The sequence below is a fragment of the Saccharicrinis fermentans DSM 9555 = JCM 21142 genome, from assembly GCF_000517085.1.
Lineage (GTDB): Bacteria > Bacteroidota > Bacteroidia > Bacteroidales > Marinilabiliaceae > Saccharicrinis > Saccharicrinis fermentans.
In genome coordinates this window covers 4,202,908-4,225,431 of the sequence record NZ_KI912107.1, presented here as the reverse complement: position 1 = coordinate 4,225,431, position 22,524 = coordinate 4,202,908, and the positions used below count along the sequence as shown (strand labels likewise).

The window sequence follows — 22,524 nt, the reverse complement described above, 5'->3', positions numbered from 1 at the left end:
CGTATCTGTTTATTATGTGGTGGACCGAAAATTGGGATTCTTTAGTCTATTCTTTAGTCTTGCTATCTTATCTGATATCTATTCTTGTGGTTATTGGAGTGATGGTATTGGAAAACCGTAGCCCCTTAAAGTCGCTTTCGTGGATATTGGTGCTTTTGTTACTACCCCTGCTAGGTGCTGTGCTGTATTTCTTTTTTGGGCAAAATTTGCGCAAACAAAAAATTATTAGCCGCAAAGGACTTAAAAATCATGACTATATCAGAGAAGTGGCCGATTTGCAGACCAAGGATCTTTCGCAGTTTTATGGACTAAATGATGAAATACTGGAAGAGAAAAAGCGAATTATTCAGTTACAGTTGAATAATAGCCATTCGGTGATGACTGCGGGTAACAAGGTGCAATTGTTGAACAATGGAGGGGATAAATTTAAAGTATTGTTTGAAGAGCTTGAAAAAGCCAGACATTTTATTCACTTGCAATATTATATCATTGAAAAGGATGAGGTAGGTAAGCGTTTAATGGATTTGTTGGTGCGTAAAGCCCAAGAAGGCGTGGAGGTGCGGGTAATCATGGATGATGTGGGTTCTTGGGAATTTAAGAGAAAGGATCTGCAGGAGCTGCGGGCATCTGGCCTGGAGATTTATTCTTTTTTGACGGTGCGTTTTCCAACCTTTACCAGTAAACTCAATTATCGCAATCATAGAAAGATAGTTGTTATTGACGGTTTGGTTGGTTTTTTGGGTGGTATCAATGTGGCCGACCGTTATATTCATGGCGATCCTAAATATGGAATATGGCGCGATACCCATTTGAAAGTCGAAGGTGATGCGGTGAATAGCCTGCAAACGATCTTTTCTATCGATTGGTATTTTGTAAGTCAGCAGGAACTCTCTGATGAAAAATATTTTCCAGCCAAGGAGCCTTTGGGTAATAAGATGGTGCAGATAAGCTCCAGTGGTCCAGATACGGATTGGCCTGGTATTATGATGGGGTTTTTCAAGATTATTACCACCGCCAAAAAATACGTATATATTGCGTCTCCTTATTTTATGCCCAGTGAAAGTATCCTGATGGCTTTGAAAACGGCCGCCATGGGAGGTGTAGATGTTCGGATTATCATTCCTGAAAAATCGGATGCTTATATTACTAAGCTGTCGTCCATGTCGTACCTGAAAGAGATGATGCTAGCAGGGGTGAAGTTTTATTTTTATAAGAAAGGTTTTATTCATTGCAAACTGATGGTGTCAGATGATATGATTGCCTCGGTAGGCTCTGCAAATATGGATTTTAGAAGCTTTGAGCAAAATTTTGAGGTGACCGCCTTTGTCTATGATAAAGACTTTGCTTTGGAAGTGAAAGAATCTTTTATGGGGGATTTTGTGGATAGCAATGAAGTGGTGTTGAGTGAGTGGTTGAAAAGACCTGTCAGGCAGAAGGTCAAAGAATCACTGGCTCGCCTGTTAAGTCCTTTGTTGTAATAGCATTACAAGGGAAATTATGATGACTTATCGTTCTGTGTGTTTGTGCTGTTTGTGCTGTTTTTAGCTATGAGAGCTGCTACCACGGCAGCTCGTAGACCTCCGTCGATATTCACCACGGTAAGATTGGGAGCGCAAGAGGCTAGCATAGATGTGAGTGCTGCTTCCTTGGCCCTGAAACCATACCCCACGGATGTGGGAACACCAATGGCCGGTAAGGAAACTAGTGAAGCTACAAATGGCGCCAATGCTCCTTCCATACCTGCTACCACAATAACGGCTTTCACATTTTTTTTGATGCCCTCTTTAATCGCTTCCAAAACACGGGTGGGGTGCGCAATACCTCTGTCTTCGAAGACAATGGGGTTTACGCCAAGCGCCTTTAAAACTATTTCACACTCCTCACATATCGGATGATCAGCCGCTCCGGCACTTACCACTAAAATATGGCCATAGGCCTGAGGAAGTTCACCTATAACAAGCACTTTGTCCCCTTTTAGGAGCGGATGATGATTGTCAAAATGTTGAGCTACTTCATCATTAAATGGACTACGGGATATCACTACACGAGGATGTGTGTTTAGGATCTTGCTTGCGAGTTCAATAGTTTGATCTAGCGATTTATATTCCCCATAAATAATTTCCGGGATATTGGTGCGCATCCCTCGGTTTACATCTAAAATAGAACGACTGGCTGTTTCCATCCACTCTAGGCTAAAATGCTGTTGGGCCTCTTCTTTACTGATTTCACCTGCTTGTATTTTATTGAAAATCTCGTCAAATGTCATTTTATGGGTTTTATCTATACTTTGATGCTGTTTCAATTCCCTCTTGGCCAAATTTAGTGAATTTATAATACATTTTTCGTTCATGGAAAAATATGGCGTGGTTTATAATCCGAAATATCTGTTCGAATGATAAAAGGATGTATAGCTATCAGGGCTAGGTCGCTTAATGAATAAAATAAATTTGAGCTATGAACAAAGTAGTTAATAATTAGTTAGATACGAGTGGTTGCTTGTTAAAATGTTGATATTATCTTGCTTTATTGCAATGGTTTTGCAATTTTTGACGCCCCTATCCCGAGAGATAAATTATATATTATGGAGAATAACGGATTTATTGGTATGGTTGAGCATGCCTTGAAAAAATATGGAAATCGCTCAGCCTTTAGTGATTATCAGGGGCAAACATATACTTATCTTCAAGTTAGCGAACGGATATATTGGATACAGGAACTCCTAAAGAAGTGTGATATTCAAAAAGGAGATAAGGTAGCGCTTGTAGGGAGAAACCTCAGTAATTATGCCATTACCTATTTAGCCACCGTATCCTATGGAGCAGTGGTTGTTCCAATATTACCGGATTTTGGAAGTAACGAAATTCATCATATCGTCAGCCATTCTGAATCAAAACTGTTGTTTTCAACAGAGTTGATCTTTAATAAGGTGGATGAAAGTAAGATGAAAAAAATTGTGGGTATAGTCAATATAGAAAACTTTAAACCTTTGGTGAATTGTAAGCTTCATCTTGGAGAAGTGATCGATTCTATAAAGATACCTGCAGATTTTACACCCGCGCTTATTGATTTTGCCAGCATAGATGCAGAGGAGATGATGGTATTGTCGTATACCTCAGGGACCTCTGGTTTCTCAAAGGGTGTGATGTTACCGCATCGCAGCATATGGTCCAATGTGTTATACGCTCAAGATAACCTGCAATTAGAAGTAGGTAGTAGGATGGTATCGTTTTTACCTTTGGCGCATGCTTATGGTTGTCTCTTTGAATTTTTGTGGCCTTTTACCGTGGGTTGTCATATCACTTTTTTAAGTAGAACTCCTTCACCTCAAATTATCACAGAGGCGTTTCAACAGGTGAAGCCGCATTTAATTTTGGCAGTGCCTCTTATCTTGGAGAAAATATTTAAGAGGCGTATTCTTCCTGCACTGGAGAAAAATCCTGTGAAAACCCTTAGCAAAATACCTATCTTAAATCAGTTGGTTTATCAAAAAGTTAAAAATCAACTGACCGAAGTCTTTGGTGGCGAATTCCAACAAATTGTTATCGGTGGGGCGGCATTGAATAAGGATGTGGAGGATTTTTTACGTAAGATAGGTTTCCCTTTTACCATTGGTTATGGTATGACCGAGTGCGGTCCTCTTATTAGCTATGAAGCATGGGATGCTATTCAACCCCGGTCGGCGGGTAAGTTGGTACAGCGGATGGATGTGATGATTGACTCCTCCGACCCTTACAATGAAGTGGGAGAGATATTGGTGAAAGGAACCAATACCATGTTGGGCTATTACAAAAATCAAGAAGCTACTGATGCATCATTTGATAAAGATGGATGGTTGCGTACCGGTGATCTGGGACTTATAGACGAGAATAACTTTATATATATTAAGGGACGGAGTAAAAATATGATACTCAGCGGTTCTGGCCAAAACATTTATCCGGAGGAGATAGAAGCCAAACTGAATAGCATGGATTATGTTCAGGAATGTTTGGTCAGAGATATGGGAGATGGAAAATTAGAGGCGCTCGTTTATCCTGATTATGAACGTACTGATGCCGAAAACCTGTCAGAGAAGGAGATCGTTACGACTATAGAGGGACTGAAAAAACCATTGAACGATGAGCTGCCCGCATATATGAACCTTTCAAAAGTGACTTTATTCCCCGAGGAATTTGATAAGACTCCTAAGAAGAGTATTAAGAGGTATAAGTATATGAAGTAGTATCGCTTTGTTACAAGTGCATGTTTAAACGAGATGAATAGAAAGAAATTATCTTGATGATAGAGATAGAAAAAGAGGTTGCTCAAACGAACAACCTCTTTTTTAATTTTAAATACCCGTGTTTTTATTAGAGTTTATATTTTACACCTATGCTAAAAGACTGACCAGGACTGTATTTTTTAAATGTTTGATCTTGGGCTTTGTAGGCTTGATATACTTCGTCATAATCATTGTTGAGCAGATTAGATACTTTAAATTCTATCAGTAATCGTTGTGTTTGTCCGAATTTTTTATTGACACTAAGATTTAGGCTATTAAAGGGTTTTACATATACATCCGGAAATATGCCTCCTCCTACAATAGATAAGGTTTCTCCTTTTACATTGTAGAAGATGCCTGCATCGAATCCTTTTGAGCGCAGGCCATAGGTAATACCCGCATTTATCACATAGGGTGCTTGTCCGGCCATTACACGTTTATTATCGATGTCTTCTCCGTTTCGTTCCAGGCTTTTACGAGAGTTGTATTCTGTATCAGTCATTTCCACTTTTGAATCCACTAGGGTTAAGTTACCACTCAGGTTGAGGTTGTTAAGTGACATAAAAGCTAGGTTTTTCCTGAATTCCAATTCCAGTCCCATCAAATTTCCATCTCCCACATTTCGAGGTTGGTACTCTGTACTGGTTTGTTGTTCTGGAATACGTACCAATTCAATGGGGTCTTCAAATTGTTTATAAAAGCCACTCACGGAAAACATCTGACCTTCCTTTAAGAATACTTCCCAACGGAGATCGTAATTGTTGATATATGTAGCACTTAGGTTTCCACCGCCATCACCATAAACATGTAGAGCTCCATTAAAAATAGTATTGGATAGAGGATCAATGATTTGTGCAAAAGAAAGCTCTTTGAATGATGGTCTGGCCGTCGTTCTGGAGAAGGATGCACGTAGGTTTTGCTCATTACTTAATGTGTATATTAAGTTGATGGAAGGGAACATGTCAAAGGAGTTTAGTACTTTTTCATTTTTCAGTACCTTTCCAAAGGAGCTTCCTTGAGCGCCTGCTTGATCCCTGCCAGTATGGTTCATCACAAAGCTCTCGAAGCGAAGACCTAATGTGGTCTTCAGCTTAGCGAAGACATTAAATTCATTGGACAGGTAAAAAGCTATATTGCTGGAGTTTGCACTGTATTCGTTGGGGTTAGGGTTGCTATAGTCGGTTTGGTAATAGAAGTTTGCCCCATAGGGATAAATATTTTCAGGAATGAGTACCAGATTTGCGTCAAGAGAGTTCCAGGTGGGCTGTCCTCCAAAATTGACCAGGTCATATTTGATAATTTCATAGTCCCGATCCTTATAGGTATAGCTAGCCCCGAATTTTAAGGAGGCATCATTGCCTTTAAACTTGTATTTTTTGGTAATGTCAAATTTACTGGAGAGGCTGATTTCCTTCAGCTCTCTCCAAATTCGTGTTGGATTACCGCCGGCACCGGCACTAAAGGTGGTGTCATTTTCTCCGAAGGTAAAGGCAGTTTTTCTTATGTCAGGATCATTGGAAATTGATAGGGTGGGCGATATACGCCAGTCTACTTCCCAGCCTGTATTGTTTAGTACGTGCTTGCCATTAAGCAAAGCGTTGGTCAGCGATCTCTCGTTGTATTGAAGGTTATTGGCATAGGCGAGATAGCCAGACTGCCCCAGTGCCAAACTGTTGTTGTCAATGTAAAACTGTCCGGCTTTGCTTTCACCACTTTGTAATCTCATTACGGTGAACCTTAGTTTGGATAGATTTGTTTTGTAGGCTACGCCTCCAAGTAGTCCTATAAGTACTTCATGTTCTCCTAGTCTGCCATCCTGGGTGGTGGCATTGACCATTTCGAATTTACTCTTATCCTTGTTCAGTTGATAATCACCGTACTCATACTGGTCGTAATACTTATACTTTGATTTATAGGAGGCGGAAAAAACATAACCTAGTTTTGGTGCTTTGTCAGCATAGTTTTCTTTGTTGCTACCTAAGTCTATTTGGTTTCCATAAGAAATACCTATGCTAAAATCAGTTGGACTGGTTTTGCTTTTAGCGCCCAGTTCCGGATTAAAACTATTGATAAAAGCATTGGCTTCCTCGCTGCTGTGTCCACTTATGGGAGATGGAATAGCTTCTTGTCTGGCATTTGATGGGAGCTTTCTGGTGCCATCATCCATGCCTAAAAAATCAAGGTCTCCACCCTCATAGGTCAGGTAATCAGCGTTGAAATGCATATCCGGGTTGTAAGAGGTACCCACCGATACGCTAAATATTTTTCTCTCGGGGAAGTCCTTTGTTTCTACATTCATGACTCCTCCAGTAAAATCGGCCGGGAGATCAGCCGTAAAGTTTTTGCTGACCATCATATTGTTGATCAGGTTGGTTGGGAAAATGTCCATTTGGATACTGTTCTTGTCGGGATCAAGACCGGGAATATCCATTCCATTGAGTGTGGTTTTTGAATATCTGTCGCCCAAGCCACGAACATAAATGTATTTCCCATCTTGTATGGAAACACCAGTAATTCTTTTTGCTGCCTCCACTGCGGTAGCATCTCCTATTAATTGAATTTTACTAGCAGAAATACCGTCTAACATAACGGTTGATTTTTTTTTCATCGTTTGTAGTGCTGTCTCCGTTGTTCTCATGACTTTGGCTTTAATCACTACCTCTTCAATATCTTGTACGTTCTGTCCCAGATGCACATCATTCATCACTGTTATATCGTTGGCTTTTACCTCTACTCCTTCCACAATAATTGTTTCATATGAGATATAAGAGATCTGTATATCATAAGTTCCGGCGGCCAGATCAATTGAATATTTGCCATCCAAATCAGTAATTGTCCCAGTGGTTGTACCTTTCACAAATACAGTTACTCCCACCAGTGTTTCTCCATTAGTACCATCGATAACCGTACCCCTAATTTTTCCATTCTGGGCTTGAGCCCATACAGAAACTAAAACAAAAAAAACAATGAATAAGTTTTTCACAGTGTAAATTATATGTGTTTTAAATAAATGAAGCAGACCCGCATGAGTATGCGAGCCTGCTTTTGAATATCTTATTGTGCGTGATATAATCGCATATTAAAATTTTCCAGCTATATAAGCCCAAGTCCATGAAAATACAGATTTATCTACTGTACTGGTTGTTCCGGCTGTTACTGTAGCTGGTACTTCAGTAGCATCTTCCAGGTGAAGAAGAAGGTCTTCCTCTGCTACGTCTAAGACAATATTTGAAATACTCACATCTGCAGCTTCTAATATGTCGGCATCTATTGTTTGCGTGTTGATAGCTGTAAAGTTGATATAACTTAAAGAAACCATAGAGTTTGCATCTCCATTGATCAAATCTTCACATTCACGTTCAACTTCACCCTCTGAATCAAATTCACTCGCAATTACAGTACCGTTTGAAATGGAGTGAGAAGCAAAAACAGACTCGTCGGATCCTTCAGGTCCGTCTAATTCGAAAGCATGACCAGCAGGTGTAATAACAATAAAGTTATCAACAGACCCAGACCAGGCTTGATCGGTATCCAGACCGTCGTCACCTACGTTCCAAACAACTACGTTTTTAACATCCACTGATCCACCAAACCACTCGATACCATCATCCTGGTTGGCTACAATCTCAATATTTTCAATGGTAGTTTTGTTTCCAACTCCACCCAAAGAAAGTCCGTTAATTTCATTTCCTGAACCGATATTCGCACCACCGTGACGAATGGAAATATATTTAAGTATACCAGAGTTATCTTCTTCATCGTTACCTCCATAAAGACCGTTGGTGTCAGATGTAGGTATTCCTTCAATCTGAATTTCAGTAACGTCTTCATCGCTTTCGTTGGCCGCTGATATTGGTGCTTTCCCCAATACAATCACCCCGCCCCAAAGACCGTTGATGTCATTGTCTAGGTTCGGAGAAGCAAAGTTACCTGCAGCGATATCTTCGGGTAATAGTTCGTCGGCAACGGATGTAAAGATTATGGGAGCCGATGGAGTTCCTTCTGCTAGTAAGGTGGCACCGCGAGCTACCAAAAGAGCTGTTGCATTTGAACCGGTACCTGCTTCTCCTTTGATGATGGTTCCTGGCTCTATTGTTAATGTTACGTCATCAAGAACCGTGATACGTCCGCCTAATTGGTAAACGCTGTCGGCATCCCATGTGGTGTTCTCGGTAATGTTTGAGGATACCTTTACGATAATGCCATTGTCTTCGATAATTTTCTCAACAATTTTTTCATCATCTTCACTACAAGCAGTAAACAAAGTGGCTACTGCCAATCCGAATAATAAAAATGTCTTCTTCATTTTCTAATGATATTTAAAATATTAGTTGTTTCAATTTTTACTCCTCACAATCCTTTTCATGTGAGTTTTAATTTCGTTAGCAAAAATATGTTCCTAAAGTGGGCAATCCGATAAGTGAATATTAAGGGTGTATGAAGTATGTGTTAACTACAAAGGTGTTATATGTTGTTGTTATTCAGGTGTTAGTGTGTTTTTTGCTTTTGTTTCTATATGTTAATAAATAGCGCACTTAACGTTTGCGTAATCTTTGGGTAACATTTTGTGCTATTCGGTTACTTTGGAGCTTATTTGAGTTCTTTATTCTGCTATTTTCGACGCCCATGACGAAGGTTCCATAAATCTTTCTGGGACAATGAGCGGGGATGTATTTTTGGGAAGGGTAATGGTTTAGTATACCAATTGGGGAGCACTCCTGTTGTTTTGATCTCACTATTAGAATGCTGTGAAGTGTATTGGGGTGAGCAGGATGTGTTGTTTACTTGCTGGACGTGTAGAAGGTCCCACTGGTAATGGTGTATGAATTAGTCTGGACGCCTCATTAATGCTCTTTTGAATAGCTGGCATGGAAATCGCGATGTGACTTCAACAAGTTAATGGTATACAGAATGAGATTTTTTGATTCTGCATAGCATTCCAATAAAAGAATACTCGAGCGTGTTTTGCCAACTCCATCCATGATACGTTTAATCTGTTTTTTGCGTAAGTCCTCGATTAAATCAACGATGTATTTTTGCTTTTCAATCATCTCAGGAACCGAATCAAACTTTTGCTCTTTTTCTATGTGAACGAGATAGTTAAAAAAACCTGTTACTTCTTCCAGTAGAAGTAGGATGTCTTCTTTTTGGCTTTTAGAAAGTCCTTTGTGTTGATTTTCGACATGATTAAAAATAGGAACTGCAATTTGTTTCAAGGTGCTGGATAGCTCGCCCAGATAGTCTATGGCCTGAATAAAATAGTGGCTTGAATTAAAAGCCCCGGCATCCATCTTTGAGAAGGTCTCAAACAAATCTTCTTTGATGTTTTTCGATACTTTTTCCAGATATTTAGACTTCTCGCAGGTTTCTTTAAGCTGTTTTACATTCTCATCTACAAAGCCTTGTATGATTAAGATGTAAATTTTTGAGGTCTCTAGGATGTGTTTTCGAATTCGTTCTCTTCCGAGGCCTGCCATATTTTCTTTGTTATCGGCTATTTGTTGCTTTCTTTCGCTTTTTAATTCAGTGCGCTGTAGGCGTGCTTTTTTATGTATGCCATTGGTTTTGTACAACACATAGGGAATGATTAATGTGAGTAGTATAACCGCATATAACTCTCCCCACCAGATAAATACAGTAAGCACAAATGCTCCTACAAAACCAGCGCTGGCAGTAATAAACCATCCCCCCAAAACAGAGAGCACACCGGATATCCTATATACTGCACTTTCGCGTCCCCAAGCTTGATCGGCCAATGATGTACCCATGGCTACCATGAAAACCACAAAGGTGGTAGATAGCGGAAATCTAAGGTAGGTGCCAATGGCTATTAGAATACTGGCTACTACCAGGTTTACGCTGGCCCTTACAGTGTCAAAGAAAGCTGGTGTTGTGGTGCCGTCGGTCATTGCTGGTGCGGCATCGCGCTCATATCTCTGTGAAAAAAAGGAAGTGATTTTTTCGGGCATTTTATTGCGTATGTATGTATATAGCGTTAAAAATATCCTAACCAGAAGCTTTGATAGATGCGATGGTTCAAAAGATTCTTGTCCGGATTCCTGTTTGCCCAAATATAATTCAGTATTGGTTACCGTGCGTGCTTTTCGTGAGTAGAAGAGTGCGATGGCCATGATGAGACCGGCAGCGAGATAAATAAAACGATACGTACCTTTTTGCCAAGAGGTGTTGGCCAATATTCCATCACCCCAAATATTCATTAAGAAATGGCTGGCATCACCACTCCCCTCAGCGGAAAAAATATGGATGCCTTCAAGCGCTGATAAAGGAACTCCAATGAAATTGACTAGGTCATTGGCTGCAAAAGAAAGTGCGAGGGCAAATGTTCCGCAGAAAACAACAATGCGGGGTATGTCCGCATTAAAAACGTAGGCAAGAACTGTAAACAAGGATAACGATAGTGCAAAGAATATCGCTAAGACGGTAGCTAAATGCTCATGAACAAATGTATCCATGGCGCCAGAAAGAAGATTGGCAAAGGCAATATCTTGTTTTGCCAATAAAAAAACAATGGCGGTCAGAGAAACGGCACCGGCAACGGAAAATAAAAATTTAAATTGGTTTTTATATTGGAATGTAAATATTACGCGTGTAACAAACTGAACAATGGCACCTGTGATGAATGCCAAAAAGATGGATATGACGATGCCTCCTAAGATGGTAAATATGCGTTGGGTATTTATAAGGTCGTCAATGATCAGCTTGTCAGGATTATCTCCTCCGATGATTAAAAGCCCCATCGCCAAAGCAGCACCCAGCATTTCGAATACAATTGCGATGGTAGTAGATGTGGGAAAACCAAAGGTGTTAAATAAATCCACCAATAATATATCGGCTATCATCACCGCTACAAAAACCATGAGTAGCTGATTTAAATAAAAGTGTTCGGGGTAAAAGACTCCTTTGCGCGCTACTTCCATCATTCCTCCTGAAAATCCCGCGCCAATGAGTAAGCCGGCTCCTGCTACCAAATACACATAATGCCTCTTGGCTACTTTTGAACCCATTGCTGCGTTTAAGAAGTTAACGGCATCATTAGAAACCCCGACTACCAGATCTACAACGCCCAGTAACAACAAGATCACAATTATAAGGTATAGGTACTCCATCTATCTATTAAATATTAGGTGCAAATATAATGGTGTAAACCAACAAAGTTACTATCATTTTTTCAAAATGATAAAGCTTTAATGATTTAATCACATTGCATGGTTTTTAATTCACATAAAATTCACTTTGCATCCATGTAATAGTTGGTTATTTCGTGTTACATTTGCCAATTAATTGTTATATCTTTTTATTGTCAAACATTTTTATTTTCATGGGAGTTCCGTATGGCATTTGAAAATTAATTAAATCATATGAAGAATATTACGTCTAAAAAGTTAATTGCCCTTTCATCATCTATCTATTTTTTTCTTACCATATCTTTCTTTCTGGTTAATTATTTTTCGTCCAATATCATTGTGTCATTAATCATATCTATTCCGGCTTTGCTATTTATTTATGTTTTTTATGCCGGATATTTTATCAATAGTTTTATTAAATCTAAGGTAAAGCCAATTTATAAGACCATACATCATTTTAAGCCTTCTGCATTAAGTATTATACCTGATAATAATAAAGATCCTTTTACAGAGGTGAATCGTCAGGTAGCCAATTGGATGCAAGGTAAAACAAAAGAAATACAACAGCTCCGGCAGATGGAGAAGTATCGGAAAGAATTTTTAGGCAATGTATCGCATGAACTGAAAACTCCGATATTTAATATTCAGGGTTATATATTAACTTTATTGGATGGAGGAATTGAGGATAAGGATATAAATATGTTATATCTTAATCGGACAGAGAAAAGTATAGATCGAATGATCTCCATCATCGAGGATCTAGAATCTATTTCTAAACTGGAAGCCGGTGAATTGGAAATAAAAATGGAGGATTTTAATCTGTTTCAGCTGATTGAAGATGTGTTCGACCTCCAGGAGATACGGGCTACGCAGAAGAAAATAGAACTAAAGCTAAATAAATCGGGCGAAAAGCAGTTGATGGTTGTGGGCGATAAGCAACGCCTGTTTCAAGTATTCAGTAACTTGGTTGTTAACTCCATCAATTATGGTAAGCGTGGCGGTAAAACAAGTATTAACTTTTACGATATGGATAAGCGTTATTTAATCGAGGTTAAGGATGATGGAATAGGAATTAAGGATTCTGATCTGCCGCGTATCTTTGAACGTTTTTATAGGGTCGATAAAAGTAGATCTCGAGAACAGGGCGGTACCGGATTGGGATTGGCTATCGTAAAACACCTCATAGAAGCACATAATCAAACCATTAACGTTACCAGTACTTATGGAAATGGAACTAGCTTTACCATCACATTGGATAAGTCTAAAAATTAGACTTTTATTTAATAGAGTGCTTGATGTTTAAATTATATAACAATATATTTACGGTCACTTAACAATGCCAAAGTGTAAAATTAAATCATTTACGTACCTTACCGGCCGAATTCAAACGCCTTAGAAATGATAGAAGCAGATAATTTCAAGATCTTATTAGTAGATGACGAACCAGATATTTTAGAGTTTGTCAGTTACAACTTAAAAAAGGAAGGTTTTCAGGTTCTTACTTCTCAAAATGGAAGTGAGGCCATAGAGATGGCGAAGAAAGAACTTCCTCAACTGATTATTCTCGATGTGATGATGCCTGAGATGGATGGTATAGAAACATGTGAAGAAATTAAAAGAATACCTCTATTGAAGAACACGATTGTGGCATTTTTGACTGCAAGGGGCGAAGATTATTCTCAAATTGCAGGTTTTGATGCCGGGGCTGATGATTATATCTCCAAGCCGATTAAGCCAAAGGTGTTGATATCCAGGGTTAAGGCGCTGCTGAAGAGGTACAATCCGGAAACGAAGACGGCTCAGGAAGAGAAGTCGGATGTGATACGCATAGGAGAGCTGGTGATCGATCGTGAGAAATATATCATTATTAATAAAGGTGATGAGCTGGTATTACCCAAAAAAGAATTTGAGTTATTGATGCTCTTGGCTTCTAAACCTGATAAGGTGTTTACGCGCGATGAGATATATCACTCTGTTTGGGGTGATAGTATTATCGTAGGGGACAGAACCATTGATGTTCACATTCGAAAAGTGAGGGAAAAAATTGGCCAGAATCATATTAAAACTATAAAAGGTGTTGGTTATAAGTTTGTTGAGTAATGACGTGAGCGAGAATAATGTGTGTTTGTAATGTTGGTGGACGCTGAAAAATGTTTTTACGACGGCTTCTTTCTTGTGTCTGCTTTAAAAAAGCAGTAAATTAGCCTTATCTGAATTTATTTTCTATTTTAGAAGTCTTAAATGAACACATGATGACAAACAAACTAACACTAATACTGATGATTTTTACTGTTGCTTTTTTTAGCTGCGGTAAAAAGAAAGAAGAGCCTAAAAAGGTAGTGCAACGCGAAGTGATTAAACCGGTGGAGGAAAAGAAAGATACTATTATACCGGTGCCGGAACCAGAGCCGATTGTGGTGGAAAAACCAGCAAATAAATATTTTTTAATAGCAGCCAGCTTTGTGAAGGAAGCCAATGCTATTTCCTTTAAAGATAAACTGGTAGAAGAGGGATTTGATTCTGAGGTAATTGTTAGAGACAGAGGTTTAAATAAAGATTTCTACAAGGTCTCTTATAAGGGGTTTTCCGATAGGGAGTTGGCTTACCGTGAATTGAGAAATGAGAAAAAGCAGCCAGATCACGAAGATGTTTGGCTACTTATAAAGAAGTAAATATTTGTGGTTATGTTATCAGTAGTCAGTGCTTACTGACTTACTGATAATTGTTCAAGAATTAGCTTGTCCATGCGTGATACCCATTGATTGGGATATTCTACCAACCAAGATTCAATACCTAGGCTTCTTGCCATCTCAACGTTGGCGGGGCCATCATCTAGAAAAAGAGTCTCTTCTGCTTTTATATTAGCACCACTCAGTACCGCCTCAAAAATATCCCGATTGGGCTTGCTCATGTTCATCTCATAACTGTAGTATAGCTTGTCAAAAAGCTTATCTAGGGAACCTACGATAGGTACCCGATCGGCACATGCTTTGATATGAAATTCGTTGGTATTACTTAGTAGGTAAACATGGTGTGTTTCTCTTAGCTTTAAGATGGTGTTGATGCGTTCCTCTTTGTAATCTCCGATAATGGCATTCCATGCCTCTATCACATCATTATCACTTACACTTGCATTCATCTGTTCTTTGATTCCTTTCACAAAGTCCATTGTTGTGATCTTTCCTACTTCGTAATCGTGAAAAATACCGTCTTGTTTGTATTTGCCTAAAAAATTTCCATGCTGCTTAAAACCGAGTTCTTTAAATCGTTCTATGGTGGTATTCAGGTGGATATCGACTACTACATTGCCTAAATCGAAGATGATATTTTTTTTATTTTTTAAATTTGTCATAAAATATTAAAAATGTATTTGATAAATTGATATAACTTACTATTTTTGCATCCGCAATATACGAAATGCTTTTCGTATAACAATGCCGGGCCTATAGCTCAGTTGGTTAGAGCACCTGACTCATAATCAGGTGGTCCCTGGTTCGAGCCCAGGTGGGCCCACCGAAAAAAAAGCAGTTACATTAATTTGTAACTGCTTTTTTTATTTTGATGCATAAAAGTGGGAAAGCTAATTTTTGGTTTGTGTATAAAAGGACGTGGGTCTATAGCTTATCCGCACCCATGGAATCGCCAAACCCCAAATACACACAAATAAGTACAAACCCTTGTTGATCCATATAAATTCATTAAAAACTTTAGTGCTCCACAATCATATTTATATGTAGATACCGATGTCCCCTTTTTAAACACAGAAGATCTAGAAATACTATAGTGAGATAGAAAAATGGTTGAATCGTACAATCTTGAAAACAGAGGTTAATGTAAGCGATATAGTATAGTAGGTGTAATAATGCTTAATCTACATGAAATATATTTGGCAGTTATATAAATAATCCCTTTTTTTACAAAAAAGTTTAGCTCTAACTAAACATTATGACTAAATTTACGTTAAACCCTATAGAAGAAATAGATGGAAAACAAGATATCTATAAGATACAAATAGATGATGAGTGTTTGTTTGATAATTTTGAAGATGAAATTGAAAAACGGGGTCAATACGAAGAAGAACTCAATTCAATATATAGCTTAATTGAAGATGTAGCAAACAATAAATTACTACCCAAAACAAAATTCAGAGACATAAGCATTAGCAAAAAGGATACGGTCAAAGAATATGAATTTAAATCAAAACACCTAAGGGTGTACCCCATTAAAGCTTCCAATGGCAAAATAATCATAATGGGTGGTTACAAGAACAATCAAAAAAAGGATATTAAAAAATTCCGCAGTATCAAAAGTGAATACGTAAAAACTTTGGAGAAATGAAACGGGAAAAACTAATCAGAAGCAAAGGATATAATGTTACTAAAATTCAAAATGAATTATTCAGACAATTAACATCATATCTCGAAGAAAACAATATGACCCAGAGTGCTTTTGCCAAACAATTAGGAGTATCAAAAGGCTATGTGTCACAAATATTAAATGGAGATTTCGATTATAAACTTTCAAAATTAGTAGAACTTTCTTTGGCTATCGGTAAGGTTCCTCAAATTAGCTTTGAGCCTATTTCAAAAGTTTCAGAAAAGAAAAATACGACAAAAATAATTCAATTGGGAGAGAAAAAAATAAAGAATTCGGCAGCTAGAGTGTAAATATGCGGTCTGCTACATATTGCAAAGTAAAAAAATGCTCCAATCGGGATGTCGATTGGAGCCTTGGAATTCTCTAAGTTTTACTGGAATCTTTTGGAATTAATCGAAATTAGTGGGTGTTTTTTGGAATATTCTGACAACTATTAGACTTTTTCCAATTGTGCGGCAAAAGATCAGCCAAGTCTAAATCATAATTGCTGTTGTATAACGCAATCTTAGAAAATACATCCGTAAGCCATTCGCGAGGATTTACATCACTGGCTTTGCAGCATCCCAGTAGTGAGTACATAATTGCTGCATTTTCTGCGGCATCATGGTTGCCACAAAACAATGCGTATTCAGCCCCCGTTTTGTCTTCTTTTAGACTTTCGGAGAATTTCCTGCGCGCATGAGCCCAACAACCCAGAAGCAAAACACCTTTCTTTTGCTCATAGATTGAATATGCCTGATATCCATCGGTTTGAATAGCTCCCTGAAAATCCTTTAATAAAGGAAGTATCACTTTTTGTGCTCGGGAGCCTTTGTCGTAGTGAAAGAAAACCAAGTTATTCATTACTGATCGAACCATCCACAGATAAGCCTTTTGTGCTTTGTGCTTTTCGTTGCTAATAACAGGAATGGTACTTTCGTCAACCTGAATATAATCAGATTTTAGAACAATTGTTTTTAATACTTGCGTGTTTATATTATCCCTTAATAGCATCTTGGTGCCATTGGGAAATACGAATTCAATGGTGGGAGCATTATTATTTAAAGTAGGCTTACTCTTATGAGAGATTGACTCGTTTGGTTATTCGTCGCTAACGGATTACTGTCAAATTCTAGTGGAACAAAGCTATCCGGCTCATGTGCTAATGCCTCTTCCAATTTGTTTCGCCAGTAATAAAAAGTTGAAGGAGCCAGATCTTGGTTGGTACAGAAATCTTTTATGTTCAAACCTGATTCCTGGTAATCCTTATACAAACGCTTAAATGTTGTTAATGTCATCCTCATTTTTTGCATCAAAGAAACAGCTCTAGTATGAAGGTCGCAATATGTGAAAGACCGAAGATTTACCGTCTATCGATAAAAAACGCCCCATGTTATCGGGAAATATTAAATAATCTTCGGCATGTTCCTTTTGGTCCCATGTGCTGTAGTCACTAAGTTTATGCTTGTATTGTTGTTGAAATGTACTTGCGTTGATACCAAAGAAAATCTTTAAACTTTCTGTGCTAATTGCATTACAGTCCACCAATACCTTTTAAAAAAGAGGCATACTCCGGATCTAACCGTGTGCCCTTTGCTACACTCTCCCAATTTCTACTCCTTTTTTGATATCGACCATCTAATAAAACATCCCATCTTCGACACTTGACACTCAGCGTAACCAAATTACGACGTATGGGACAGTCTTTTATTAACTTGGGCGGCATAAAACCACTTGCCTTATATTCTTTGTCTGAGTATTCTTCCGGAATTTCTTTTTTCTCCTCCAGATATATAGTCAGTTTCTTAGTATAGGCTTGCTGACCACTGGACTCTTGATGTAGGTCAGTTATCACAAAATGGTCTAGAATCCCTTCGGGTAATATCAGTTCTAATAATTGAGTATTGATGTCGTGCACGGCAATCTTTTTTGTTATATTATTCAATGCAAATCTAACATAACAATTTATGAAAACCCAAAATTATGGGGTGATCCATAAAGGACCATAAAACAGGATTTTTATGCAAAGGTTTTTATAACTAAATTAATTGAGATACTCTCAAAAAGATTAGAAATAAGAAGACCCGGAAGATCATTTAAAAGACCTGATACATCATCAGGTGAAGACGTAAAGGTTTATATATAAAGGGATATGACCTTAACTTAACGACATTGCACGTGCGGGATGGAGGGGCGCTGATAGTCTACTAATTATTATTACTTTTGAACAAATAATATGAGTAGCCTATCAGGCTCTACACTACGCTATAATATGAAACAAAGATTATCATTTACATATTTAATTTTTATTTTTATAAATACTCTTTTTGTAGTTAAATATGCTAGCAGAATAGATGCTTTTAATGGCTACGTAGTAGCCTTTATTTATACATTATTGATATCAATAATTAGTATTGTATACATTCGGTTAGATTTAAAGAATTATTATAAATATTTGTTTAATATTACTTCTATATTCTTCTTTGTTTTTACAATTTATATAAACATTAATGTAGATGGTAATTCGCTTATGGTAGACAGATGGTCTGCAATGGAAGTTGGTATAAAAGCTCTTTTAAATGGGGAGTACCCTTATTCTGCAGTAGACCATTTAAATGGAAGGACTTCAAATTTGCCTACCCTTCTTCTCATTGGAATTCCATTCTATTTTTTAGGTAATATTGGATTTTTGCAATCCTTTGCATTTTTATTATTTATTTATATTATATCGAAAGTATTTAGCACCTATAAGGAAAGACTATTATGTTTATTACTTTTAATATTTTCACCCTCATACCTTTGGGAAATATATGTTAAAAGTGATTTGATGTCTAATTTTATTATAATTTTAGCTGTTGTTGTTTTTATGCAAGATAGAATTTTTAGAAACATAAAAAATAACCCACTATTTGAATCATTTTTATTGACATCTTTGGTAATGACTAGAATTACTGCTGTTATTCCAATCTCAATATTATTTTTTAAGCATTTTTACAGATTTTCCGTCCAAAAAAAGATGATTTTTATAGCAGTATCTTTGGCTACCGTTATATTATTTTCTTATATCTGCTTTAACAAAGTTAGCAGTTTTGAACACTTTTGTAAACATAATCCTTTTGAACTTCAAAACAGACAATTACCTATCTTATTGAGCCTTATTTTAATTATAACGCCAATGATATATTCTTTTCGAGCAAAAAACATAAAATCAATCCTATATTTGACAGTTATTTTTCTATTACTACCTGTATCAATAGCATTCTTTACGTCAATTTATTATAGTGGGTTTAAGGCAACTCTATTTGACTCAAATTTTGATATTAGCTATTTTAATATGGTATTGCCCTTTTTATTATTGTCTTTGACATTTGATTATAAAATATTATTGCCAATAAATAGGAATATGAGCAGTCTGCAAGACCCAGCGATTATTCTAGGTTGAACTACAAGCCGGATTCTCACTACCCATGTATTTTAAGAGTGATTTTTGTTTGGGTGATAGCCTTTGTATACTGTGTTTAGAGTTTTAGCATAGTTAGAAGCTAAGTTAAGGAGGTCTATTTTTATAGCTGTAGATGCTATTTTACATCTCAGATCATCCCAAAGCTACAATTTAGGCACTAGTGTTTTAGGAAACTAGCGAAGCTTGTTTATGAGGGGCTTTAAAAAATATGGCAAAAGTAAAAAAAACGCTCCAATCCGGATGTCGATTGGAGCGTTGGAATTCTCTAAGTTTTACTGGAATCTTTTGGAATTAATCGAAATTAGTGGGTGTTTTTTGGAATATTCTGACAACTATTAGACTTTTTCCAATTGTGCGGCAAAAGATCAGCCAAGTCTAAATCATAATTGCTGTTGTATAACGCAATCTTAGAAAATACATCCGTAAGCCATTCCCGAACATTAATACAAATCCCTAACTTCGATTGCTTTTATTGTTGGCGCAATTTATATTTTGGGTTATATGGCAATTAGTTCAAAATCATCACGCAGGTTTTTCGGTTAAAATCAAGATTTCGTCAGTCACTAAGTTTATCCTTCTCAAGCATGTAAATAGCTCCATTTCTTATGTAGTTAATATGTTTTAGTCATTTAAACCTTGATTTTCAAAGCCCTTTCAATCTGTGTGTTAACTTGTCCATTGTTCTGTTTCACTCTGAACAAGCGATGATGGCGTCTTTTTGTGCGTATTTTAATAGGTTTGGAAAAAATATTAAAAATTAATAGAGTTTTGTCGTTTAAAAGTAAATCAAAATATGTATATACACATGAAAAAGTCACTGTTTTTGTTAGTCCTTGTTGCCATTCTTATTTCTTGTCAATCTAAACATTCGGAGATGGAATCTCCTCGCCAAGTTAGTGGTATCTACCCGCATTTGGCCATGTATAATAGTCAGGGGGAGTGTGGAACGGGTGCTATTGTATCCTGGGCCGATCGTCTATGGGTGATAACATATGCCCCTCATTATCCTGTTCGTACAGATGATATGCTATTTGAAATTACGCCCGACTTGAAACAGATTGAGAGAAAAGAAAGCATTGGAGGAACTCCTGCTAACCGTATGATTCATAAAGAAAGTCAGCAGCTTTTTATAGGGCCTTATGCAATCGATGCCGATAGAAATGTTCGCGCGATTCCTTATACAGATATGCCAGGTCGTCATACGGGGAATGCCCGTCACCTTACTAATCCCCAACATATGATATACTATGGTACCATGGAAGAGGGATTTTATGAAGTGGATGTGCACACGCTAAAACATAATGAATTGTATAAAGACAGAAATAATGAGAAAGGAAAGATTGCCTCTAGACCTAAGCTTAGTGCTAAGCAAAGACTTGCTAATTTACCCGGGGCGCATGGTAAGGGATTATATTCTGGTCAAGGAGTGATGGTATTTTCCAATAATGGAGAGGCCGGTAAGAAAGCGAAAACCGATTTTGATACAGAAGCTGGAGTTTTAGCAGAGTGGGATGGTAAAGACTGGAAGGTGGCACGCCGTAATCAGTTTGTTGAAGTTACAGGGCCTGGAGGGATTTATGGAAACGAGAATCCAGAAAGCGATCCTATCTGGGCAACGGGTTGGGATTCTAAGTCCATTATTTTAGGTGTCAGGAATGCTACAACGGGATGGGATTTCTATCGTTTGCCCAAAGCCAGTCATAGTTATGATGGTGCGCATGGTTGGAATACTGAGTGGCCGCGCATCAGAAATATTGGTACGACAGAAAAATCTGATTTTTTAATGACCATGCATGGTATGTTTTGGAAATTTCCAGGAAACTTTACTGCTGAAAATTCTGCAGGAATTCGTCCAAGGTCTTCTTATTTAAAGGTAATTGGTGATTTTACCCGATGGAATGATCAATTGGTTTTTGGCTGTGATGATTCTGCCCAAAAGGAATTTCTCAATAAAAGAAAGCAGAAAGGAGATATTGAAGGACCCGGACAGTCCAACTCAAACTTATGGTTTACCTCCATTGATAAACCTGACCACCTTGGACCTAATACGGCATCTGGTTCAGTGTGGTTGAATGATGAAGTAGCTGCCCATGAAACGTCGGAACCTATGCTTTTTTCTGGATGGCCCAAACGAATGGCTTGGGTTTTGAATGGAGGCGACTTGGATACTAAGTTCGTTTTTGAAGTAGATAAGATGGGGAATCAGCATTGGGAAGAACTAAAGACTATAGCCCTAAAAGCAGGAGCATCGGCAAGTGTTGAATTTACTTCACAAGAAAAGGGAGAGTGGATTCGTGTACGTTCTACATCTAAAACCTTGGCAACGCTTAGCTTTAATTATAGTGATATCGATGAAAGACAAACGAAAGCTAGTCCCATGTTTACTGGTTTAGCAAATGTCAATGAAACCAACGTATTGAGTGGCTTGTTATATGGTTTAGGTGATAATAGACGCGCCCTTGGTGTTTGGGCTAAGACTTTTGAAAATGGTGTTGAAAAAGAATCGGGATACTACGAATTGGATGATGCTTTTCATCTTGTGAAGAAAGAGGATACTAAAACCAAGGCTTTTATCAAAGAAAAGTTTGCAATACCCGAAAATGTGATTGATATCCAGGAGTCATCGGTTTTAATTGTTGACGATAAAGATCGCAGATGGCGTTTGCCATTGGGAAATGAGGGGTATGAAGCATTAACCAACAAGGCACAATTGAGAATTTGCCGCGAGGTTGCCACCGAACGAGATCTTTTTAGCTGTTCCGGTACGTTTTATGAGCTGCCAGCTGAAAATGCGGATGGCTTTGCCAAGATAAGACCTATTTCATCTCATAATTTTCGTATTCATGATTACGCATCGTACCGTGGAATGTTGGTGATGACAGGTCTTCATCCTAAAGTCAATGAAGGAGATCACATAGTTCGATCTGAAGACGGCAAAGCAGCCCTTTGGGTCGGTGCTATTGACGATTTATGGGAAATGGGAAAGCCTGTAGGTAAGGGAGGTCCCTGGAAAAATACAGCTGTAAAAACGGGTGAAGTTTCAGATCCTTACTTAATTGCCTTTTATGACAAAAAGGAATTAACATTAAGTCACAATTCCAATGATGATGTGACTTTTACAATTCAAGTAGAGCCAGTAGGACATGGACCTTGGATGGATTATAAGGAAGTGACAGTGAAAGCAGGTGAAGAGTTTAATTATACTTTTCCAGATGCATTTCAAGCCAGGTGGATACGTTTTAAAACTGATACAGATTGTACAGCCACTTCATGGTTGGTTTATAGATAGTGGCTGTAAGAAA

16 protein-coding genes, 1 tRNA gene and 1 pseudogene are annotated in these 22,524 nt (G+C 37.8%); 10 read left to right on the top strand and 8 right to left on the bottom strand.

The window, feature by feature from the left end:
• Window positions 1-14 precede the first annotated feature (14 nt).
• A complete protein-coding gene (cls, locus tag CYTFE_RS0117190; protein ID WP_027472810.1) occupies window positions 15-1,478 on the top strand; it encodes a cardiolipin synthase in 1,464 nt (487 codons plus the stop codon).
• 17 nt (window positions 1,479-1,495) lie between these two features.
• On the opposite strand, the gene larB is transcribed toward cls, so the two are convergent.
• Complete coding sequence (gene larB, locus CYTFE_RS27030; protein ID WP_044212333.1) at window positions 1,496-2,266, bottom strand: nickel pincer cofactor biosynthesis protein LarB; 771 nt, start codon at window positions 2,264-2,266, stop codon at window positions 1,496-1,498.
• 315 nt (window positions 2,267-2,581) lie between these two features.
• On the opposite strand from larB, the gene CYTFE_RS0117180 reads away from it, so the two are divergent.
• A complete protein-coding gene (locus tag CYTFE_RS0117180) occupies window positions 2,582-4,219 on the top strand; it encodes an AMP-binding protein (protein ID WP_027472809.1) in 1,638 nt (545 codons plus the stop codon).
• A gap of 127 nt (window positions 4,220-4,346) precedes the next feature.
• Here CYTFE_RS0117180 and CYTFE_RS0117175 read toward each other — a convergent pair whose 3' ends face one another.
• The 3 genes from CYTFE_RS0117175 to CYTFE_RS0117165 all read right to left on the bottom strand — a co-directional run bounded on the left by CYTFE_RS0117175 (window position 4,347) and on the right by CYTFE_RS0117165 (window position 11,385).
• Window positions 4,347-7,241: a TonB-dependent receptor domain-containing protein gene (locus CYTFE_RS0117175; protein WP_027472808.1), complete on the bottom strand. Its 2,895-nt coding sequence runs from the start codon at window positions 7,239-7,241 to the stop codon at window positions 4,347-4,349.
• Between the two features lie 96 nt (window positions 7,242-7,337).
• Window positions 7,338-8,564, bottom strand: a complete 1,227-nt coding sequence (locus tag CYTFE_RS0117170; protein WP_027472807.1) for a hypothetical protein — start codon at window positions 8,562-8,564, stop codon at window positions 7,338-7,340.
• A gap of 538 nt (window positions 8,565-9,102) precedes the next feature.
• Window positions 9,103-11,385 (bottom strand): inorganic phosphate transporter, encoded by a 2,283-nt coding sequence (locus CYTFE_RS0117165; protein WP_027472806.1) that lies wholly within the window; start codon window positions 11,383-11,385, stop codon window positions 9,103-9,105.
• Between the two features lie 252 nt (window positions 11,386-11,637).
• On the opposite strand from CYTFE_RS0117165, the gene CYTFE_RS0117160 reads away from it, so the two are divergent.
• The 3 genes from CYTFE_RS0117160 (at window position 11,638) to CYTFE_RS0117150 (ending at window position 14,075) form a co-directional block, all read left to right on the top strand.
• Window positions 11,638-12,675, top strand: coding sequence for a sensor histidine kinase (locus CYTFE_RS0117160; RefSeq protein WP_027472805.1), 1,038 nt, complete (start codon window positions 11,638-11,640; stop codon window positions 12,673-12,675).
• 126 nt (window positions 12,676-12,801) lie between these two features.
• Window positions 12,802-13,503 carry a response regulator transcription factor gene (locus CYTFE_RS0117155; RefSeq protein ID WP_027472804.1) on the top strand — a complete coding sequence of 234 codons (702 nt, stop codon included), beginning with the start codon at window positions 12,802-12,804 and terminating at the stop codon, window positions 13,501-13,503.
• A 179-nt stretch (window positions 13,504-13,682) separates the two neighbouring features.
• On the top strand, window positions 13,683-14,075 hold the full coding sequence (locus CYTFE_RS0117150; protein WP_044212334.1) for an SPOR domain-containing protein: 393 nt from the start codon (window positions 13,683-13,685) through the stop codon (window positions 14,073-14,075).
• 32 nt (window positions 14,076-14,107) lie between these two features.
• Here CYTFE_RS0117150 and CYTFE_RS27025 read toward each other — a convergent pair whose 3' ends face one another.
• On the bottom strand, window positions 14,108-14,755 hold the full coding sequence (locus CYTFE_RS27025; RefSeq protein ID WP_052343261.1) for an HAD family hydrolase: 648 nt from the start codon (window positions 14,753-14,755) through the stop codon (window positions 14,108-14,110).
• 87 nt (window positions 14,756-14,842) lie between these two features.
• Here CYTFE_RS27025 and CYTFE_RS0117140 point away from each other — a divergent pair.
• From CYTFE_RS0117140 to CYTFE_RS27020, 3 genes are all read left to right on the top strand, one after another.
• Window positions 14,843-14,916: transfer RNA gene (locus CYTFE_RS0117140), tRNA-Ile, on the top strand.
• A 432-nt stretch (window positions 14,917-15,348) separates the two neighbouring features.
• Window positions 15,349-15,741 (top strand): hypothetical protein, encoded by a 393-nt coding sequence (locus CYTFE_RS0117135; RefSeq protein ID WP_027472802.1) that lies wholly within the window; start codon window positions 15,349-15,351, stop codon window positions 15,739-15,741.
• Window positions 15,738-16,070: a helix-turn-helix transcriptional regulator gene (locus tag CYTFE_RS27020; RefSeq protein WP_052343260.1), complete on the top strand. Its 333-nt coding sequence runs from the start codon at window positions 15,738-15,740 to the stop codon at window positions 16,068-16,070. Before CYTFE_RS0117135 ends, CYTFE_RS27020 begins: the two co-directional genes overlap by 4 nt.
• Window positions 16,071-16,179: 109 nt before the next feature.
• Here the strand turns inward: CYTFE_RS27020 and CYTFE_RS28930 are convergent.
• The 3 genes and pseudogenes from CYTFE_RS28930 to CYTFE_RS0117115 all read right to left on the bottom strand — a co-directional run.
• Window positions 16,180-16,740 (bottom strand): annotated as a pseudogene (locus CYTFE_RS28930) (IS66 family transposase); the annotation flags it as partial.
• An 80-nt stretch (window positions 16,741-16,820) separates the two neighbouring features.
• Window positions 16,821-17,063, bottom strand: coding sequence for an IS66 family insertion sequence element accessory protein TnpA (gene tnpA, locus CYTFE_RS27010; RefSeq protein WP_162150092.1), 243 nt, complete (start codon window positions 17,061-17,063; stop codon window positions 16,821-16,823).
• Window positions 17,064-17,293: 230 nt separating this feature from the next.
• Entirely contained in the window at window positions 17,294-17,677 is a 384-nt protein-coding gene (locus CYTFE_RS0117115) for an ISAon1 family transposase N-terminal region protein (protein ID WP_052343433.1), read from the bottom strand.
• Window positions 17,678-18,031: 354 nt separating this feature from the next.
• On the opposite strand from CYTFE_RS0117115, the gene CYTFE_RS0117110 reads away from it, so the two are divergent.
• Both CYTFE_RS0117110 and CYTFE_RS0117105 read left to right on the top strand, forming a co-directional pair.
• On the top strand, window positions 18,032-19,201 hold the full coding sequence (locus tag CYTFE_RS0117110; protein WP_152541931.1) for a hypothetical protein: 1,170 nt from the start codon (window positions 18,032-18,034) through the stop codon (window positions 19,199-19,201).
• Window positions 19,202-20,027: 826 nt separating this feature from the next.
• Window positions 20,028-22,511, top strand: coding sequence for a hypothetical protein (locus CYTFE_RS0117105; RefSeq protein WP_211238189.1), 2,484 nt, complete (start codon window positions 20,028-20,030; stop codon window positions 22,509-22,511).
• Window positions 22,512-22,524 lie beyond the last annotated feature (13 nt).

Coding starts and splice junctions, on each gene's coding strand:
- CYTFE_RS0117135 (WP_027472802.1), top strand. CDS start 15,349: ATGACTAAATTTACGTTAAACCCTATAGAAGAAATAGATGGAAAACAA.
- tnpA (WP_162150092.1), bottom strand. CDS start 17,063: ATGAGGATGACATTAACAACATTTAAGCGTTTGTATAAGGATTACCAG.
- larB (WP_044212333.1), bottom strand. CDS start 2,266: ATGACATTTGACGAGATTTTCAATAAAATACAAGCAGGTGAAATCAGT.
- CYTFE_RS0117165 (WP_027472806.1), bottom strand. CDS start 11,385: ATGGAGTACCTATACCTTATAATTGTGATCTTGTTGTTACTGGGCGTT.
- CYTFE_RS0117110 (WP_152541931.1), top strand. CDS start 18,032: ATGAAACAAAGATTATCATTTACATATTTAATTTTTATTTTTATAAAT.
- CYTFE_RS0117150 (WP_044212334.1), top strand. CDS start 13,683: ATGATTTTTACTGTTGCTTTTTTTAGCTGCGGTAAAAAGAAAGAAGAG.
- CYTFE_RS0117180 (WP_027472809.1), top strand. CDS start 2,582: ATGGAGAATAACGGATTTATTGGTATGGTTGAGCATGCCTTGAAAAAA.
- CYTFE_RS27020 (WP_052343260.1), top strand. CDS start 15,738: ATGAAACGGGAAAAACTAATCAGAAGCAAAGGATATAATGTTACTAAA.
- CYTFE_RS27025 (WP_052343261.1), bottom strand. CDS start 14,755: ATGACAAATTTAAAAAATAAAAAAAATATCATCTTCGATTTAGGCAAT.
- CYTFE_RS0117160 (WP_027472805.1), top strand. CDS start 11,638: ATGAAGAATATTACGTCTAAAAAGTTAATTGCCCTTTCATCATCTATC.
- CYTFE_RS0117170 (WP_027472807.1), bottom strand. CDS start 8,564: ATGAAGAAGACATTTTTATTATTCGGATTGGCAGTAGCCACTTTGTTT.
- CYTFE_RS0117105 (WP_211238189.1), top strand. CDS start 20,028: ATGAAAAAGTCACTGTTTTTGTTAGTCCTTGTTGCCATTCTTATTTCT.
- cls (WP_027472810.1), top strand. CDS start 15: ATGTGGTGGACCGAAAATTGGGATTCTTTAGTCTATTCTTTAGTCTTG.
- CYTFE_RS0117155 (WP_027472804.1), top strand. CDS start 12,802: ATGATAGAAGCAGATAATTTCAAGATCTTATTAGTAGATGACGAACCA.